The organism is Streptomyces sp. NPDC043685 (assembly GCF_056436585.1).
Genome location: NZ_JBWKCH010000002.1, coordinates 443855 through 462287 on the forward strand (window position 1 = coordinate 443855; position 18433 = coordinate 462287).

The window sequence follows — 18433 nt, forward strand, 5'->3', positions numbered from 1 at the left end:
TGTCGCGGGGGCCTTCGAGGGTGAGGTGCCTACTGCCGGGCGCGGGCCTTCTGCCAGGCGTACCCGACGGCCGCCAGGACCAGGATCATCCCGCCCGTCGAGTACAGCTGCACGCGCGTGTCCGGCTCCCGGGCCATCAGGACGAAGACCGCGGCCATGCCAGCCAGCGCCACCCACGTCAGCCACGGGAACGCCCACATGCGCACGGCCAGCTTCTCCGGAGCCTCGCGCTCCAGCCGGCGGCGCAGCCGCAGCTGGGAGACGGCGATGAAGATCCAGACGACCAGGATGACCGCGCCGATCATGTTCAGCAGCCAGGCGAAGACGTCGTTCGGCCGCCAGTAGCTCAGCAGCACGCACAGGAAGCCGAACACGGACGACGCCAGCACGGCGATCCGCGGCACCCCGCCCGAGACCCGGCCCAGCCCCTTCGGGCCCTGGCCGCGCTCCACCAGCGAGTAGGCGATGCGGGAGGCGCCGTAGATGTTGGCGTTCATGGCCGAGAGCAGGGCGACCAGGACGACCACGTTCATCAGCTGGCCGGCGCCCGGGATGCCGAGCTCGTCGAGGGCGGCGACGTACGGGCCCTTCTCCACGACCGCCTCGGAGTCCCAGGGGACCAGGGTGACGATGACGGCCATCGAGCCGACGTAGAACAGCGCGATGCGCCACATCGCCGTGCGGACCGCGCTCGCGACGCCCTTGACGGGGTTCTCCGACTCGGCCGCCGCGATGGTGACCGTCTCCAGGCCGCCGTAGGCGAAGACCGACGCGAGCAGGCCGATGACCAGGCCCTCACCGCCGTTCGGCAGGAAGTCCGTCAGGTGGCTCGCGCCGGGGGAGTCGGTGCCGGGCAGGACACCGGCGATCGCCAGGACGCCGAGCACCAGGAACAGGCTGATCGCGCCGACCTTCAGGGCCGCGAACCAGAACTCGAACTCGCCGAAGTTCTTCACGGCCGCGAGGTTCGTGCCGCAGAAGACCACCATGAACAGCGCCACCCACGCCCACTCCGGCGTGCCCGGCAGCCAGCCGCTGACGATCTTCGCGGCGCCGATGCCCTCCAGGCCGACGGCCGTGCACAGCAGCACCCAGAAGGACCATCCGGCGGTGAACCCGGCCCAGGGGCCGATCGCCCGCTCCGCGTGCGCCGAGAACGACCCCGACGACGGATGGGCGGCCGACATCTCGCCGAGCATCCGCATCACCAGCATCACGAGGATGCCGGAGAGGGCGTAGGCGACCACGATCGAGGGACCGGCCGCGGCGATGCCGGCACCGGAGCCGACGAACAGACCGGCTCCGATCACCCCGCCGAGCGCGATCATCGACAGGTGGCGCTGCTTCAGGCCATGGGAGAGGGAGGCGTCGTCCGTACTGGTCGGCGTCCCCTGGGTGGTGCTGCTGGGCATGGGCGCGGCTCGTCCTGTGGGTGAGAGGCGTACGAGGGCAAAAACGCCGCCAGTCTCGGATGCCTCTCCACCGGCACGGAGAGGCATCCCACCATCCGGACAGTCGTGTCGCTCTGTGTGGCTAGGCGGCTACCGGCGTGTAGTGCGAGGCGTCGCCCTCGATGACGTAGCTCTCCTTGCCCTCGGTGCCGACCGGGACGTCCCCGGCGACGGTCACCCGGTGCAGGCGGCGCGGCAGGCCGTCGTAGTTGTCGACGGCGTAGTGCTGGGTGATGCGGTTGTCGAACAGGACGAGCTGGTTCGGCGACCAGCGGTGGCGCAGGATGTTCTCCGGCCGGATGACGTACGCCTGGAGCAGGTCGAGGATCTTGCGGGACTCGCCCGGGGAGAGGCCCACGATCCGCTGGGCGAAGCCGCCGATGAACAGCCCGCGCTCGCCGGTCAGCGGATGGACGCGGACGACCGGGTGGACGGTGCGGTACTTGATCGAGGTGAACTGGGCGCGCCGGGCTGCCTGCTCCTCGTCGACCTCCTCCTCGGGCACCGCGTAGTCGTAGTCGTTGGTGTGCTCGGCCCAGAGGGTGTCGGCGAGAGCGCGCAGCGAGGCGGGCAGGTCGCGGTAGGCGGCGGCGGAGCTGGCGATCAGCGTCTCGCCGCCGTACGGCGGGACCGTGACACTGCGCAGGCTGGTGGCCTGCGGCGGGTTCAGGACGAAGGTGACGTCGGTGTGCCAGTGGTTGGCGGCCCGGCCGCCCTCGCTGTCGACGGGCAGCACGTTCGGGGCGCCGTCGACGGCGGCCACCGTCGGATGGGCGGTGGTGATGTCGCCGAAGTGCCGGACGAAGGCCTGCTGGCCCGCGTCGTCCAGGCCCTGCGCGTCGAAGACCAGGGCCTTGTGGGTGTTGAGCGCCTCGCGCAGGGCGGTGGAGGTCTCCGCGTCGAGGGGCCGGGTGAGGTCGACGCCCTCGACGCGGGCGCCGATGTGCGCGGTGACCTTGTGGATCTCGATGGCCATGACGGGTTCCTTTCGACAGGGACCGGAAGAGGGGTCAGACGAGGGCGGGGGCGACGACGTGCTGGTTGGCGGGCCGGGGAAGGCCGTAGCGCTCCCGCAGGGTGGCGCGGGTGCCGCCGTACTCGGTGCGCAGCAGCCCGCGGGCGCGCAGGATCGGGACGACGTGGTCGACGAAGGCCTCCAGGCCGGACGGCAGCACCGCGGGCATGATGTTGAAGCCGTCCGCGGCGCCCGAGCCGAACCAGAGCTCGATGGTGTCGGCGACCTGCTCGGGCGTCCCCGCGAAGGTGAGGTGCCCGCGCCCGCCGCCGAGCCGCCCGATCAGCTGCCGCACGGTGAGCCGCTCGCGCCGGGCCAGTTCCACGACGAGCGTGTAGCGGCTCTTGGCGCCCTCGATGGCGCTCTCCGGCGGCAGGCCGGAGGGGAGCGGGCCGTCCAGCTCCAGGGTGTCCGGGTCCAGGTGCAGCAACCGCTCCAGGTGCCGCACGCCGTGCGCGTGCACGATGTGGTCCTCCAGGACCCGCTCACCGGCCCGCGCCTCGGCCTCCGTCGAGCCGATCACCGGCACGATGCCCGGCAGCACCTTGATGTGGTCGGCGTCCCGGCCGGCCGCGACCGTCCGGGCCTTGAGGTCGGCGTAGAAGGCCCGCGCGTCCTCGATGGTCTGCTGCGCGGTGAACACCGCCTCCGCGTAACGGGCCGCGAACCGCTTGCCGTCCTCGGAGGAGCCGGCCTGCACGAGCAGCGGATAACCCTGCGGTGAGCGGGGCACGTTGAGGGCGCCCTCGACGCTGAAGAAGCGCCCCCGGTGCCGCGGCGGATGGATCTTCGTGTCGTCGCCCCACACGCCCGCCGCCTTGTCGGCGACGATCGTGTCGTCCTCCCAGCTGTCCCACAGCTTCAGCGCCACGTCGAGGAACTCCGCGGCCCGGGCGTACCGCTCGGCGTGCGCCGGCTCCGCTTCCAGACCGAAGTTGCGGGCGGCCTCGGCCCCGGCGGTCGTGACGATGTTCCAGCCCGCCCGGCCGCCGCTGAGGTGGTCCAGCGTGGCGAGCTTGCGGGCCAGGTTGTAGGGCGAGTTGTACGAGGTGGAGGCGGTGGCGATCAGGCCGATGTGCTCGGTCGCCGTCGCCAGCGCGGTCAGCAGCGTGATCGGCTCCAGCGCTCCGGCGGGCCGCTGTCCCACGCTGCTCCACAGCTGCGGGCCGTCGGCGAGGAACAGCGAGTCGAAGGTGCCCCGCTCGGCGATCCGCGCCAGCCGCACGTAGTGGGCCAGGTCGACACTCGCGTACGGGTCGCTCTCCGGCAGCCGCCAGGACGCCTCGTGGTGACCGGTGTTCATCAGGAACGCGTTGAGGTGGAGCTGTCTGCGGGTCATCGGTGGTCCTCCGTGACACCGAGCGCGGCCAGCAGCCGTTCCCGGTACTCGCCGAGCAGGGGGTCGCGGTACGACCGCGGGTGCGCGCGGTCGATGGTCAGGTCGAGGCCGATCCGGCCCTCGTCCAGGACGAGCACCCGGTCGGCGAGCACGATCGCCTCGTCCACGTCATGGGTGACCAGCAGCACCGAGGGCCGGTGCCGCTCCCACAGCTCCCTGAGCAGCCCGTGCATCCGGATCCGGGTCAGCGCGTCCAGCGCCCCGAACGGCTCGTCGGCCAGCAGCAGTTCCGGCTCACGCACCAGGGACCGGGCCAGGGCGGCACGCTGGGCCTCGCCCCCGGACAACTCGCCCGGCCAGGCCCGCTCGCGGCCCTTCAGTCCCACTTCCTCCAGGGCCGCCCGGCCCCTGCGTCCGGCGTCCTTGCCCTCCGCGCCGAGCAGCACGTTGTCGAGGACCCGCAGCCAGGGCAGCAGCCGGGAGTCCTGGAAGACCACCGACACCCGCTCGGGCGCGGTGAGCTGCCCGGAGCCCGTGACGCCGTGGTCGAGTCCGGCGATCGCCCGCAGCAGGGTGCTCTTGCCGGAGCCGCTGTGCCCCAGCAGGGCCGTCAGCTGCCCGGCGGGCAGATCGAGGTCGATGCCGTCGAGGACCGTGCGCCCCTCGAACGACCTGGTCAGGCCGCGCAGTTGGACGGCGGGCCGGGTCAGCTGCTCAGTGTGCGGCGCCATGACAGCACCCTCCGTTCGACGATACGGACCGCGCTGTCGGAGATCAGGCCGAAGATGCCGTAGACGACCAGGCCGACGAGGATGACGTCCGTCTGGCCGTAGTTCTGCGCCTGGAACATCATGTAGCCGAGTCCGCTGGTGGCGTTGATCTGCTCCAGCACCACCAGGCCCAGCCAGGAGCCGGTGACCCCGAGCCGCAGGCCGACGAAGAAGCCGGGCAGGGCGCCGGGGACGACCACCTGCCGGATGAACCGGAGCTTCGACAGGCCCTGCACCTCGGCGAGTTCGACGTAGCGGCTGTCGATGCCGGACAGCGCGGCGTGCGTGTTGAGGTAGACGGGGATGTAGACGACGATCGCGATGATGGCGATCTTGAAGGTCTCGCCGATGCCCAGCCAGAGGATGAACAGCGGGATCAGACCGAGGGTCGGGATCGCCCGGTTGAGGTTGACCGTCCCGTCGATCAGGGCCTCGCCGACCCGGGTCAGCCCGGACGCCAGCGCGAGCAGGATCCCCACGACCAGGCCGATCGCGAACCCGGTGGCCGCGCGCTGCAACGAGGTGAGGATGTCGTCCGGCAGCGTTCCCGCCGTCCACAGCCGGCTGCCGGTCTCCAGCACCGTCCAGGGCGCCGGGATCGCGCCCGGGTCCAGCAGCCCGGCGGCGGAGGCGACGCTCCACAACGCGAGGACGGCCGCGGGCCCGACGAGCCGGGTGGCGGGCAACCGCCTGCCGGGAGCCAGCCGCCGGCGCCTGCGCACCTGGTGCGCCTCTGCGACCGGGGCGAGCGGTGGGGCGGCGGTCGTGGTGGTCGACGTCTGCGTCGACGTGTGGGTGGTCGTGGTCACGGCGGTCACCTCCGGTACTCCGCGGGCACGGCCTGGGCCGCGAGGGACTCGAAGCGGTGGTCGAACAGCTCGGAGACGTCGAACTTCTTCACGAAGCCGCCCTCCGCGAGCAGATCGGCGGTCTCCTGCTCCCACTGGACGGCCTCGTCCCAGCGGGGCGGGAACAGCGGCTTGTTGGCCAGTGCGGTCACCGCCTCGGCCTGGGCGAGGGTCAGGTTCTGCGTCCCGACGTAGAACTGCTCGTTCCACTCGTCGGGGTGCTCGTACGTCCACACCTGGCCCTTCGCCCAGTACGGGATGTACGCGGCGACCGCGGCGGCCTTCGCCCGGTCGTTGAGCACCGAGACCGGCGCCCACAGCAGATTCAGCAGGTCCACCACGTCGGTGGTGATGGTGCGGGCGGACTTGTACTGCGTGAGATACGCGGGCGCCTGCGTGTTGGCGAGCGGGGCGATGTCCACCTGCCCGGACTGCAGGGCGGTGAGGAACTGGTTGCTGGTCAGCGGCACCAGCTCCACGTCGTCGTAGGCCAGCCCGGCCTTCTTCAGCGCCCGCAGCAGGACGACGCCCTGCGCCTGGCCCTGGGAGAAGGCGAGCCGCTTGCCCTTGAATCCGGCGACCGTGCGGATGTCACTGCCCGGCTTGGTGGCGAAGAGGTAGTTGGGCTTGCGGGTGATGTTGATCGCCACGATCTTCGCGTCGAAGCCCTGGTAATGCGCCTGGATGGGCGGAATCCCGGCGTTGTTGGCCACGTCCAGGGACTTCGCGCGGAAGGCGTTGATGACATCGGGGCCCGCGCCGATGTTCAGCCAGCTGGACACCTTGAACGGCAGATCGCGGAACCCCGCCAGCTTGAACTGGAGTTGCTGCGCGTTCTGGTACGAGGCGATCTTCAGGCTGGTCCCCGCGGGCACCTTGGAGGCCAGGGGAGCGTCGGAGGCCGCCTCGGCTGCGGCGCTGTCGTCCGCGCAGCCGCTCAGTCCGGCCGCCGCGGCCGTCACGCCGAGCAGCGAGGTCAGGAACAGACGCCGGTCGAGACCGGGAACGGGGGGCGAGGACATGATGGGGCTCCCTGGGTGTGGAAGGCGGCACAGCATGCGGAATTCAGGCAGGAACAGGCCTGCAAAAGGAATTCACGCGAATGTCACAAAGAAAGGAGAAGGCGCTCCGCGAAGGGGCGCCGGGGGCGCGTCAACGGGTCAGCAACAGAAGGTGCGACAGCTCGTGAGCGGGCTCATGAACAGGATGTTCCTGGTCAGCGCCCGGCTCTGTCAACATTCCGAGTTTCTGAATTAAATAGCCTCAGGTGACGCGGCCAGCGGATCCCGGTAGAGAACGTCGAGAGCCACCGCGCCACCCGCCACGGCCAGTGCGGAATCCGGAAAACTGAGGGGTGAGACGGTCGCGGCGCGTGCGGGCCCCACCTCGTCGCGCAGCGCGGCAAGACAGTCCTCGCGGTGCATGGCCCCGATCTCCGTCACGACGACCCGCTCGGGATTGAGCACGTCGAGCAGCAACCCCACCGCGCGCCCCACGCGCCGCGAGCGATCCCGCAGCAGCCGCACGGCCACCGGGTCACCGGCCGCCGCCGCGCCGAGCACATGCATCGGGTTCGTCCCGTCGGCGACGCCCGCCTCACGGGCCCGCCGGCACAGCGTCCGTTCGCTCAACTCGGCCTGGAGGCAGCCCACCCGGCCGCACGCGCAGGGCTCCGTGCCGCCCGGCACCGGCAGATGGGCGATCCTCCCGGCCTGGGAACGCGGCCCGTGGTGCACCTCGTCGTGGGTGGTGAACGCGGCGTCGACCATGTTGCCCGCGAACAGGTGCAGCACACTGCCGCTGCCCCGCACACCGCCGAACAGCCGCTCCGCGTTCACCAACGCCCGCGCGTGGCCGTCCACATGGACCGGCAGCCCGGTGCGTGCCCCGAGCACCTCCCGCACCGCCACCTCGCGCCAGCCCAGCAGCGGATGCTCCACGACGGTGCCCGAGTCCCGGTCCACCCAGCCGCCCGCGGCGAACCCGACGCCCAGCGCCCTGCCACCCGCGGCCCCGGCGAGCAGCGCCGCCAGCGCGTCCGCGGCCCGGGCGAGCACCCGCGCGGGCTCGGTCCTCTGGTGCGCGACCTCGCAGCGGGCCACCACCCGCCCCCGCAGGTCTAGCAGCGCGACCGTGGTGTACGGCACCGCCACATGCACGCCGCCCACCACGAACCGGGAGTCGTCCAGGTCGACCGGCAGATGCGGCCGCCCCACGCCCTTGGACCGCCGCGGCACGGCGGACTCGCGGATGAGCCCCCGCTCGGCGAACCGGGCGCAGTAGTCGGTCACCGACGCCGGTGACAGGCCGGTCAGCCGGGCGATGGTGCTGCGGGCGACGGGCCCGTGCTCCAGCACGGACCGCAGGACGACGCTCGCACTGGTACGGCGCCGGTCGCTGTCGGCGACACGGGGGATGGGGGACGTCAGAAGGGGAGCCGCGGTACGGGGCATGGGAATCTTCCTGGAGGCCGGTCCGACACTGCGCCGTCTCGTGCGGCGAGCCGGATCCCTCCGCCCCGCCTCACACCGGGCGGCGACAGGTGGCCGTGCCCTGGCGTCGCAGGTCGACGTAGCGACGCGACGAGAAGTACCGGGCCTGGGCAACCATGTGCGTGACGCTAGCAAAACGGCCCGGGGCTGCCCAGACGGCGACCGACGGGCGAGACGGCGACGCGGAGCCTTTGGGGGAAACCTACAGACGCCCGAGGACCCGGCCGCGTGGCACGCACCATCTCAGCACCGTGACCGGCATCACGCCGTCCTCGGTGTAACCGGCATCCTTTGTCAGGAGTCGACCATCCGCCGGTCCACGCCTTTGTCGGGCGCTGACGGTGATCACAGCGCGGGCGCTGGGATAGCGTCACGGAGTCCCACCGGCCCTCACCTTCGCGGAGTCCCCATGAGCACCGCCGCCGCCACACCCGCCCTCCCCCAAGAGCTCGACTCCGCTCGTTCAGGGGGGACCCCCATCGGACAGGTCCTCGCCGACCTGCTCCCAGCCTCCCGTGTCCGGGACGCGGCCCTCGTGCTCGGCGGCGCCGCGCTCACCGGCCTCGCCGCCCAGATCTCCGTGCCCGTGCCGGGCTCCCCGGTGCCGGTGACGGGCCAGACCTTCGCCGCGCTGCTCGTCGGCACGTCCCTCGGTGCCGGCCGCGGCTTCCTGGCGCTCGCGCTGTACGCCGTCGCGGGCATCGCCGGCATGCCGTGGTTCGCCGGCGCCTCCTCCGGCGTCGCCCCCTCCTTCGGCTACATCCTCGGCATGATCCTCGCCTCGACCGTCGTCGGCGCCCTGGCCCGCCGCGGGGCGGACCGCTCGATGCTGCGCATGGCGGGCGCGATGCTGGTGGGCGAGGCGATCATCTACGCCCTCGGCGTGCCCTACCTGGCCCTGGCCACCGGCATGTCCGCAGCCGCCGCGATCGCGGCCGGCCTGACGCCGTTCCTCGTCGGCGACGTACTGAAGGCGGCGCTCGCGATGGGCGTGCTCCCGACGGCCTGGAAGTTCGCGAACAAGCGCTGACGGCACAGGAGTCGCGCAGAGGCCCGCCGCGGCGATGCCCCCGGCGGGCCTCTGCGCGTTCCGCACGGCGCGACAGCGGCTGGTTCAGGCCTCCCGAGCCCCCGGCCGCCGTCGCTGCGACCACCACATTCCGGCCACGCCCGCCGCGATCAGCGACGCACCGGCCGCGCCCAGCGGCAGCAGGTCACGGGCCGGACCGGTCTTAGGCAGCTCCTTGCGGCCCGGGCCCGCCGGCTTGTTGTCCGTCCCGAGCAGCAGCGGCGTGGCCGGGGCGTCGGGCGAGGGGTTGCTCGTACCGAACGGCACCGGGCCCTGCTGCCAGAACGTCTTCTTCCCGTCGCCCGTCTGCACGGGCAGACAGACCTTCCCGGTCTTGCCGAGGTCGAACGTCGCGTCCACGGCGTACGACTTCGACTCACCGGCCGCGAGATTGTCGATCGGGCATGCGAATCCGCTGTTCGAGCCCTCCGGAAGTGCGTTCCCGGGTATCGCCGTGCAGCCCTCGACGCCCTTGACGGTGAGCCCGTCGAATCCGACGACCAACAGCCTGATCTTTCCGCTGTCCTTGCTCCCCTCGTTCTTCACCGTGGCGGTAATCGCCGTCTTTTCCGAGTCGTTGTCGACCGAGATCTTCGCCGGCAGCAGCGTCGTGAGCTTCACTCCCGCCGGCGCCTCGTCAACCGCCTTTCCCCCCTTGCCGCTCGGCGGCCCTTCATCCTCCGCGCCGGCCGTGCCGGAAAGGATCATCACCGCCGAGAAAGATGCCATGACCAGCGATCCCGTGACCGCCGCCCTACGACGAGAACTCATGTTCGGCCCCCCCTTGCGTCCCCCTGGACTGCGCCTGAATTCGCAGCATTGAAAGAGGTACCACAAGATTTCACCGCCCTATCCTGGTACGGCGCGAAGTGTGACCGTTGTGTTTCACTGGAGTCGGTCACGGGGGCGTGGAGGGGGTGCAGCGGATTGCCGGTGAATGCGAACAGCGGCGGTGTTCCAGGGAAATTGGTGACGGGACGCTATCGGTTGGTCGAGAGTATCGGTCAGGGGGGAATGGGGCGGGTGTGGCGAGCCGCCGACGAAATACTCGACCGGCAGGTCGCCGTCAAGGAAATGCGGATCGACGGACTCGACGCGGAGGACAGCGGGACCCGCCGCGAGCGCACCCTGCGGGAGGCCCGGGCCACGGCCCGCATCGACCACCCCAACGTCGTACGGGTCTACGACGTGGTCGACGAAGGCGAACGCCTGTGGATCGTCATGGAGTTGGTGGCGGGCCGCTCCCTCGAACGGATCCTCGCGCAGACGGGCCCCCTGAGCCCCGGCGAGACCGCCCGCATCGGCCTCGGTCTGGTCGCGGCGCTGCGGCAGGTGCACGAACGGGGCGTACTGCACCGCGACATCAAGCCCGGAAACGTACTCGTGGAGCACGCGGACGGGGTGGCCGGATCCGTACGCGCCGACGGCAACGGTCCCGGCCGCACACGACGGGCCGTCCTCACGGACTTCGGCATCGCGGCGATCCAGGACGCCAAGGCGCTCACGATGGTCGGCATGCTGGTCGGCTCGCCCGACTACATGGCCCCCGAGCGCATCTCCGGCCATCCCCAGGGGCCGCCGTCCGACATCTGGTCCCTCGGCGCGACCCTCTGCGCGGCCCTGGGCGGCCGCTCCCCGTTCTCCCGCGACACCACACTCGCGACGCTGCACGCGGTCCTGTACGAGGAGCCGGAACTGCCCGTCGCCGCAGGCCCGTTGCGGACCCTTCTCGCCGCCCTGCTGGCCAAGGAACCGTCGGTCCGCCCGGATCTGGAGACCCTGGAAGCGGCCCTGGAACCGGTGGCGTTCCCGACCCCGACACCCACGATCGCGGAGATACCGCGGGCCCCGGAACCGACGGCGTCGGAGCGGGAGCGGGAGCGGGAGCGGGAGCGGGAAGGGAAGTGGCAGCGGGAGCGGGAGCGGGAGCCGGAAGGGAAGCCGGAGCCGGCGCGGGAACGCCAGGGGGAGCCGGAGCCGCGACGGGATGTGGAACCCCGACGGGATCCGGAGCCGCGACGGGAGCCCGGAGCGGAGTCGGCGTCGGGCGCGGGCGGCGTGTCCGCCCCGGCGCCGGAGCCGGCACCCGCCCCTGATCTCGACACCACCCTCGGCGGGCGACCACCGGCACCGAACCCGCAGCCTCAACGGCCGCCGTCGCAGTCGCCGGGCCTCTTCCCCACGCCCCCACAGGAGTCACCCACCCCCGCGGAAGCCACCGCCGAAACCCCACCCGCCACAGCCCGTTCCGGCAACCGGGCCGGAACCCCCCACCTCCCCGACCCTGTTTCCCTCTCCCGCGCACAGGCACCGACCGAGCACCGCCCGGCCGTCCCGGCCACGCCCCACTCCCACCCCCACACCCGCCCCCGCCCCCGTACCCGCACACACCGCCGTACGGTGATCACCGCCGCTGCCGCTCTCGCCACCGCCGCCACCGTCACGGGCATTCTGCTGGCGACGTCCCCGGGCTCACCCGGCGGCGACGACGACCCCCGCGCGGGATCCTCGGCGTCCGCACCGCCCACCGCCGGCGACCCCACTCCCTCGCCCACCCTCTCGCCCACCGTCGAGGGCACCACCAGACCGCAGACCCTGCCGCCCGGCGCGCACCGGGAGGCCGGCGGCTTCGCCTGGGCGACGCCCGAGGGCTGGCGACGGGACGTGCAGACGGGCGCGGAGGTGCACTACACCTCGCCGGAGGGCTCCCAGGAACTGGTCGGCAAATCCTCCCTCGCCCGCGGCGACCTGCTGGAGACCTGGCAGACCTCGGAGCGCAACGCCCAGCAGGGGCAGGACTACCTCAAGATCCGCCTGGAGGAGACGACGTTCCGCGGCCACCCGGCGGTGGTCTGGGAGTACACGTTCACGCTGAAGGGCGTCCACTGGCACGCCCGTCTGCTCGGCTTCAACGTGACCGGCAAGTCGTACCAGGTCAACACCTGGTACGAGGAGGGGATCGAACAGGAGGCGCTCGGCACCTACGAGAAGGTCAAGGACAGCTTCACGGTGCTGTAGGCAGACGAAAGGGGCCCGTGGCACGTGCGGCGCACGTCCCACGGGCCCCCGCTCACGGCATGAGAACGGTGAGCGACCGGATGGCTCAGCCGGCCGAGACCTCGCTGCGCTCCGCGTCCCGCGCCTGCGGGGCGTCGACGGCGGACCGGCCTCGGCCGAGCTTCTGCCGGACGACGGCGATGACGAGCACCACCGCGGCGACGAGCAGCGACAGCAGGATGGTCTGGCGCCCGTCGTGCTCGGTGTCGGTGAGCATGTAGCCGAGGATGAACACGATCAGCGCGGCGGTCGCCCAGGTCAGGTACGGGTACAGCCACATCTTCACCACGAGCTTCTCGGGCGCCTCGGCCTTGATGATCTTCCGCATGCGCAGCTGGGAGAAGCAGATCACCAGCCACACGAACAGGGCGACGGCGCCACTGGAGTTCACGAGGAAGAGGAAGACGGAGTCCGGGAACTTGTAGTTGAAGAAGACCGCGACGAAACCGAAGGCGACGGACGCGAGGATCGCCGTGCGCGGCACGCCGTTGGAGGTCGTGCGGGCGAAGGCCTTCGGCGCGTCACCGCGCTGGCCGAGGGAGAAGGCCATGCGGGAGGCCGTGTACAGACCGGAGTTGAGGCAGGACAGCACCGAGGTCAGCACGATGAAGTTCATGATCTGACCGGCGTGCGCGATGCCGAGGGAGTCGAGCGCGGCGACGTAGGAGCCGTCCTTGGTGATGGACTTGCTGTCCCACGGCAGCAGGCACACGACGACGGCGATCGAACCGAGGTAGAAGACGGCGACACGCCAGATGATGCTGTTGGTGGCCTTGGTGACGGCCTGCCGCGGGTTCTCGGACTCACCGGCCGCCAGGGTGGCGATCTCGCTGCCCATGAAGGAGAAGACGACGAGCAGCACACCGGTGAGGATGGCGCCGGCCCCGTGGGGCAGGAAGCCGCCGTGCGCGGTGAGGTTGCCGACCCCGGCCTGCTCGCTGTCCACGCCGGGCAGCAGCCCGAAGACGGCCAGTCCGCCGATGACGATGAACGCGGCGATGGCGACGACCTTGATGCCGGCGAACCAGAACTCGAACTCGCCGTAGGAGGCGACGGAGACGAGGTTGGTGGCGGTCAGCACCAGCATCACGATCAGGGCCCAGCCCCACTGCGGGACGGCCGGTATCCAGCCCTCCAGGATCACCGCGCCGGCGGTCGCCTCGACGGCCAGCACGACCACCCAGAAGAACCAGTACAGCCAGCCGATGGAGAACCCGGCCCACGGCCCGAGCGCCCGGTCGGCGTGCGCGGAGAAGGAACCCGAGGTCGGGTTGGCGGCCGACATCTCACCGAGCATCCGCATCACCAGCACCACGAGCGTGCCGACGAGGGCGTACGACAGCAGGATGCCGGGTCCGGCGGTGGCGATACCGGAGCTGGACCCCACGAAGAGTCCGGCGCCGATGACACCGCCGATGGCGATCATCGAAAGATGCCGGTTCTTGAGTCCGGCCTGCAGCCCGGAGCCCTGGGCTCCGGGTTCTCCGTGCCCTCCGGGGTCGTTTCCGGGCTTGTTCATGGTCGGCTGCGAGGTCATGGAACGGATTTCCTTTGCGCCGGGGAGCTGTACTTCCGTACGAACCGCGCGCGCCGTGCGAACAGGGGTGTGTCGCGGCATGCCGGTGTACGGGGGGCTCGTACGAGCGGTGTACGGGCCGGTCCAGTGAATCGGAGGCGAACGGTGAGGAGAACCTTTGAATCCAGATTGTTACTTGAGGTTTTCCTGAGCTTCCGTAATGGGGCTCACATTTTCCTCGGGTTTTCCTGAGCGCCACCCCGCGCGCCTTCCCCGAAACACCCATGTCACACTCGTCCCATGCGCGTGTACCTCGGCTCGGACCATGCGGGCTACGAACTCAAGAACCACCTCGTCGAGTGGCTGAAGGAGGCGGGTCACGACCCCGTCGACTGCGGCCCGCACATCTACGACGCCCAGGACGACTACCCGCCCTTCTGCCTCCGGGCGGCGGAGCGCACGGCCGCCGACCCCGACGCCCTCGGTGTCGTCATCGGCGGCTCGGGCAACGGCGAGCAGATCGCGGCGAACAAGGTCAAGGGCGTCCGCGCGGCCCTCGCCTGGAGCGAGGAGACGGCCTCCCTGGGCCGTCAGCACAACAACGCGAACGTCGTCGCCGTGGGCGCGCGCATGCACTCGCAGGACGAGGCGACGAAGTTCGTGGAGACCTTCCTCGCCACCCCGTTCTCCGGTGACGAACGTCACATCCGCCGGATCGACATGCTCTCGGCCTACGAAACGACCGGCGACCTGCCCCCGATCCCGCCGCACCACCCGCAGCAGTAAGCCACGGGGCGGCCCCCGGGGCCGCTCGTGCGCGGGCCGACCCGTCCGCCGCGTCCGCGGGGCTCAATGCCCGAGCCCCGCGCACGAGGACGGGCCGGAGCCCCCCGACCTTATTGATCTCGGCTTCCCGAGGTGCGGAAGCGGGCCGGGCGCCGGGTCGGCGAGAGGGCGACGATCACAGGAGAACCCATGCCGGAAGGCCACACCATTCACCGGCTGGCCCAGGACTACGGCACCGCCTTCCTCGGCGCGAGACCGCGCGTCACCAGCCCCCAGGGCAAGTTCGCCTCCGCCGCCGATCTCCTCACCGGCGCGGAGCTCACCCGCACGGAAGCCCACGGCAAGCACCTCTTCCTCGGCTTCCGCGACACCGACTGGATCCACATCCACCTCGGCCTCTTCGGCAAGGTCACCTTCGGCCCGGCCCCCGCACCGCCCCCCACCGACACCGTCCGCCTCCGCCTGGCGAACGACACCACCTACGTGGACCTCCGCGGTCCGACCACCTGCGCCCTCATCACACCCCCGGAGAAGCGGGCGATACACGACCGCCTCGGCCCGGACCCGCTGCGCGACGACGCCGACCCGGACACCGCGTACCGCCGCATCAGCCGCAGCCGCACCACGATCGCGGCCCTGCTCATGGACCAGAAGGTCATCGCCGGCGTGGGGAACGTCTACCGCGCGGAGGTCCTGTTCCGGCACCGCATCGACCCGTACCGGCCCGGCAAGGACATCACCCCCGCCGAGTGGCACGCGATCTGGACCGACCTCGTGGAGCTCATGCACGAGGGCGTGCGCAACAACCGCATCGACACCGTCCGCCCGGAGCACACCCCGGAGGCGATGGGCCGCCCGCCCCGCGTGGACGACCACGGCGGTGAGGTGTACGTCTACCGCAGGGCCAACCTGCCCTGCCACCTCTGCGGAGGCGAGATCCGCACGGCCGATCTCGCCGCCCGCAACCTCTTCTGGTGCCCGGCCTGCCAACGTCCCTGAGCACGCCCGGACATCAGAACCCGTGGGGCAGCCACGGCGGCACCCCCACCCCGAACCCGAGCGACGCCTCCGCCAGCGCCCCGCGCCGCAGCTCCCGCACCCGCCCCGCCGCCCCCAGCGAGGCCAGTGACACCCCGCCGAGATACGCCGCGCCCAACTCCCGCACGGACAGGGCGACATCGGCCGGATCCGCCGTACGCTCGCAGGACGCCCCCTTGGCGTCCCCGCTCAGCCGCCAACGCCCGGTGTTCCAGGGGCAGAACGCGTCCTCCACCTCGAACACCACATCCACCGGCGCCTGATACGTCCGCGCCTGCAACGCGGCCCCCACCTCCACCGGCCGCACGTACAGGGCGTCCCGCAGCCGCACATCGCACCGCCGCGGGTCGGACACCAGGTACTGCCAGGTGTCGTCCACTGGCCGGCCCCGCAGGGTGAGCGTCGAGGTCAGGTCGATCCCGAACAGGAACCGCCACAGCGCCGCGTCCGCCGCCGGGTCCAGCGCGGCCGAATCCTCCAGGATCACCGAGCCGTTGGGCCCGGAGGGCTCCCAGCTCGGCTTGACGCGGAAGCGCGCGAACCCGGCCGCCTCCCCGTCCCGCTCGGCGAGGACGCACTGAAGGGGCGACGCCCCGCCCCGCTCGCTCTCCGGATCGAGCACCCCGAGCCGCTCCCACCCCGGCCGCCGCTCCAGCATCCCCGGCCGCTGCGGGACCAGCCGGGCGTACAGCGCCTCGCACACGTCGAGCACATCGGCCGGCGCCGCGTACCGCACCCGTACCTCGTCCGTGCCCTCCGGCACCGACAGCCGCACCCGGCTCGTGTCGATCTCGGCCTGCACCGAAGAGGTCGCGCCGCCGTACCCGAACCGCCCGTAGATCGCCGGCTCGGACGCCGTCAGCACGGCCAGCGGCTCGCCCCACGCGCGCACGTCGTCCAGCTGCCGGCGCATCATCGAGGTCAGGATCCCCCGCCGGCGATGCGTGGCGGCCACGCTGACCATCGTGACGCCCGCGGCCGGCAGGGACGCGCCGCCGGGCACGGTCAGCCGGAAGCTGAACGCCCCGGCCGTCCCCACGCACTCGTCCCCGTCCCAGACACCGAGTGAACGGTCGAACTCGGTCAGGGAGTGCCACAATTCCCGCTCCTCGGCGGCCTCCGGCACCCCTCCGAACCCGCGGACCAGGGTGTCGTACCACTTGTCCCAATCGTCCCGCTGAAGGACCCGCAGGTCGGTCGGAGTGCCGTTCGCGTGAGTCGCCATGAGCCATGCCTACCAGGGCGTTGCGGGACGGGCGAGGCAATTTCTCCCGGGCGGCGACGGCGGGGCGCGCGGTGAAGTTCACTGTGAAGTCGGCCCTCGGACGGGGGACAAGTGGGACCTCCCGTGCCAAGGGGCTGGTCCGATGGATAGGGTCCCGAACTAATGGCATCAGGACGAGAGCGGCGCTCGGCAGCCGACACGTTCACGGCCCGGTTGAAGAAGCAGTGGCACCGGGTCCGCGTCGGCGTGCGCCGAGCCGCCGTGGACTACTTCCGGGGCAACGGCTCCGACTGGATCGCCCTGGCCGGTCTGCTCCTCATGGTTCCCGTGATCGCGGCGGCGACACTGACGAACTCGGTGTGGTTCTCACCCGCCGCACTGGTCCTGCCCGTCGTCGTCGGCGGTCTGCTGCTGCGCCCGGCGAGCCTGCTAGGCCTGTACGCGGCGGCGGCGACGGCGCTGATCGTGGAGTCGGTGTGGCTCGGCCCGTACACCGAGGGCCCGTCGAGGGTCACCCCGGGCATCGTGCTCGTGGTCGCCGCCTGCGGCTTCTTCGGGCTGCTCCTGGCCCAGTTCCGCAGCCGGGTCGGCGTTCCCTGGCGGCGCGGCGGCACCATGCTCTTCGACCTGCGCGAACGCATCCGGGTGCAGAGCAAGCTGCCCGACCTGCCGGACGGCTGGCACCACGAGATGGCGCTGCGCCCGGCGGGCGGCCAGTCCTTCTCGGGCGACTTCGTGGTGGCGGCGCGCACCAACGGCGGCCGCACGCTCGAAGTCGTCCTCACCGACGTCTCCGGCAAGGGCATGGACGCGGGCTCCCGCGCCCTGCTGCTGTCCGGCGCGTTCGGCGGCCTCCTCGGCTCCCTCCCGCCGCACGCCTTCCTTCCGGCCGCGAACGGCTATCTGCTCCGTCAGGACTGGGACGAGGGCTTCGCCACCTCCATCCACCTGGTCCTCGACCTGGACTCCGGCGACTACGAGCTCTACACGGCCGGCCATCCGCCGGGGCTCCAGCTCAGCGCCGGCAGCGGCCGCTGGGAGGAGAAGGCGGCCGAGGGACCGCTCCTCGGGGTGTACGACGGGGCCCAGTTCGACCCGGTGAAGGGCTCACTGCGCCCGGGCGACGTGCTGATGCTGTTCACCGACGGCCTGGTGGAGACCGCCGACCGCGACATCGTCGAGGGCATCGACCGCCTCACCGGCGAGGCCGACCGCTATGTCGCCGGCGGCTTCCACGGTGCCGCCTGGCACCTCATCGAGGCCGTGGCCAAGGACGTCAACGACGACCGGGCGCTGCTGCTCATCTGCCGCGAGGGCCCGACGGCCGCGGCCCGCTGAGGCACGCGGCACACTGGAGCAGTGACCGAGACACCTCGCATGACCCTGGACCAGGTGGAGGCCACCGCCCGCGCCGCGCACACCGGCCAGAGAGACAAGGCGGGACAGCCCTACGCCGAACACCTCCGGGCCGTGGCGGAGGGTGTTCGGGCCCGGGGCGGCGACGAGGAGCAGATCGCGGCGGCCTGGCTGCACGACGCGGTCGAGGACGACGCCCTGTCCGCGCAGTGGCTGCGCGACGCCGCGCTGAGCAGCCGTACCAAGGACATCGTCCTGGCGGTCACCAAGCGCGCGGGGGAGCCGCCCGAGGCGTACGCCGCGCGAATCCTCGCCACGCCCGGCGCGCTGCTGGTGAAGGAGGCGGACCTGGCGCACAACGCGGACCCGGCCCGCCTCGCGGTCCTCGACGAGGCGACCCGCACACGACTGACCGAGAAGTACGCGCGGATGCGCGCCCTTCTCGGTCTCGTCGGATGAACCCTGTCCCGT

At 71.6% G+C, this 18433-nt stretch carries 16 protein-coding genes; 6 read left to right on the top strand and 10 right to left on the bottom strand.

Translation table 11 applies throughout. The annotated features are described in order from the left end of the window. Nucleotides 1–29: 29 nt before the first annotated feature. The 7 genes from AC0665_RS06765 to AC0665_RS06795 form a co-directional block, all read right to left on the bottom strand. A complete protein-coding gene (locus tag AC0665_RS06765; RefSeq protein WP_468409087.1) occupies nt 30–1412 on the bottom strand; it encodes an amino acid permease in 1383 nt (460 codons plus the stop codon). A gap of 121 nt (nt 1413–1533) precedes the next feature. Beyond that, nucleotides 1534–2427, bottom strand: a complete 894-nt coding sequence (locus AC0665_RS06770; RefSeq protein ID WP_478507905.1) for a TauD/TfdA dioxygenase family protein — start codon at nt 2425–2427, stop codon at nt 1534–1536. A 34-nt stretch (nt 2428–2461) separates the two neighbouring features. Further along, nucleotides 2462–3805 (bottom strand): LLM class flavin-dependent oxidoreductase, encoded by a 1344-nt coding sequence (locus tag AC0665_RS06775; protein ID WP_478704568.1) that lies wholly within the window; start codon nt 3803–3805, stop codon nt 2462–2464. Beyond that, nucleotides 3802–4536: an ABC transporter ATP-binding protein gene (locus AC0665_RS06780; RefSeq protein ID WP_363118821.1), complete on the bottom strand. Its 735-nt coding sequence runs from the start codon at nt 4534–4536 to the stop codon at nt 3802–3804. The genes AC0665_RS06775 and AC0665_RS06780 overlap by 4 nt, the downstream gene beginning before the upstream one ends. Then, entirely contained in the window at nt 4512–5393 is an 882-nt protein-coding gene (locus tag AC0665_RS06785) for an ABC transporter permease (RefSeq protein ID WP_478602277.1), read from the bottom strand. Before AC0665_RS06785 ends, AC0665_RS06780 begins: the two co-directional genes overlap by 25 nt. Further along, nucleotides 5390–6445, bottom strand: coding sequence for an ABC transporter substrate-binding protein (locus tag AC0665_RS06790; RefSeq protein WP_468409076.1), 1056 nt, complete (start codon nt 6443–6445; stop codon nt 5390–5392). The genes AC0665_RS06785 and AC0665_RS06790 overlap by 4 nt, the downstream gene beginning before the upstream one ends. Nucleotides 6446–6676: 231 nt before the next feature. Next, nucleotides 6677–7876, bottom strand: coding sequence for an ROK family protein (locus tag AC0665_RS06795; protein ID WP_478602279.1), 1200 nt, complete (start codon nt 7874–7876; stop codon nt 6677–6679). A 448-nt stretch (nt 7877–8324) separates the two neighbouring features. On the opposite strand from AC0665_RS06795, the gene AC0665_RS06800 reads away from it, so the two are divergent. Further along, nucleotides 8325–8945: a biotin transporter BioY gene (locus AC0665_RS06800; protein WP_478602281.1), complete on the top strand. Its 621-nt coding sequence runs from the start codon at nt 8325–8327 to the stop codon at nt 8943–8945. A gap of 84 nt (nt 8946–9029) precedes the next feature. On the opposite strand, the gene AC0665_RS06805 is transcribed toward AC0665_RS06800, so the two are convergent. Beyond that, nucleotides 9030–9755 carry a hypothetical protein gene (locus AC0665_RS06805; protein WP_478602283.1) on the bottom strand — a complete coding sequence of 242 codons (726 nt, stop codon included), beginning with the start codon at nt 9753–9755 and terminating at the stop codon, nt 9030–9032. A gap of 162 nt (nt 9756–9917) precedes the next feature. Between AC0665_RS06805 and AC0665_RS06810 the strand changes: the two genes are divergently transcribed. Further along, a complete protein-coding gene (locus AC0665_RS06810; RefSeq protein WP_478704569.1) occupies nt 9918–12002 on the top strand; it encodes a serine/threonine-protein kinase in 2085 nt (694 codons plus the stop codon). Nucleotides 12003–12087: 85 nt separating this feature from the next. On the opposite strand, the gene AC0665_RS06815 is transcribed toward AC0665_RS06810, so the two are convergent. Beyond that, entirely contained in the window at nt 12088–13578 is a 1491-nt protein-coding gene (locus AC0665_RS06815) for an amino acid permease (RefSeq protein WP_478507898.1), read from the bottom strand. Nucleotides 13579–13857: 279 nt separating this feature from the next. Between AC0665_RS06815 and AC0665_RS06820 the strand changes: the two genes are divergently transcribed. Then, nucleotides 13858–14343 (top strand): ribose-5-phosphate isomerase, encoded by a 486-nt coding sequence (locus AC0665_RS06820; RefSeq protein ID WP_030836184.1) that lies wholly within the window; start codon nt 13858–13860, stop codon nt 14341–14343. 189 nt (nt 14344–14532) lie between these two features. Beyond that, a complete protein-coding gene (locus tag AC0665_RS06825; protein ID WP_468409064.1) occupies nt 14533–15342 on the top strand; it encodes an Fpg/Nei family DNA glycosylase in 810 nt (269 codons plus the stop codon). 13 nt (nt 15343–15355) lie between these two features. On the opposite strand, the gene AC0665_RS06830 is transcribed toward AC0665_RS06825, so the two are convergent. Next, entirely contained in the window at nt 15356–16606 is a 1251-nt protein-coding gene (locus AC0665_RS06830; protein WP_478704570.1) for a GNAT family N-acetyltransferase, read from the bottom strand. 162 nt (nt 16607–16768) lie between these two features. Between AC0665_RS06830 and AC0665_RS06835 the strand changes: the two genes are divergently transcribed. Both AC0665_RS06835 and AC0665_RS06840 read left to right on the top strand, forming a co-directional pair. Continuing rightward, nucleotides 16769–17944, top strand: a complete 1176-nt coding sequence (locus AC0665_RS06835; RefSeq protein WP_468409061.1) for a SpoIIE family protein phosphatase — start codon at nt 16769–16771, stop codon at nt 17942–17944. A 39-nt stretch (nt 17945–17983) separates the two neighbouring features. Further along, complete coding sequence (locus AC0665_RS06840; protein ID WP_478704711.1) at nt 17984–18421, top strand: HD domain-containing protein; 438 nt, start codon at nt 17984–17986, stop codon at nt 18419–18421. The last annotated feature ends 12 nt before the right edge of the window (nt 18422–18433 follow it).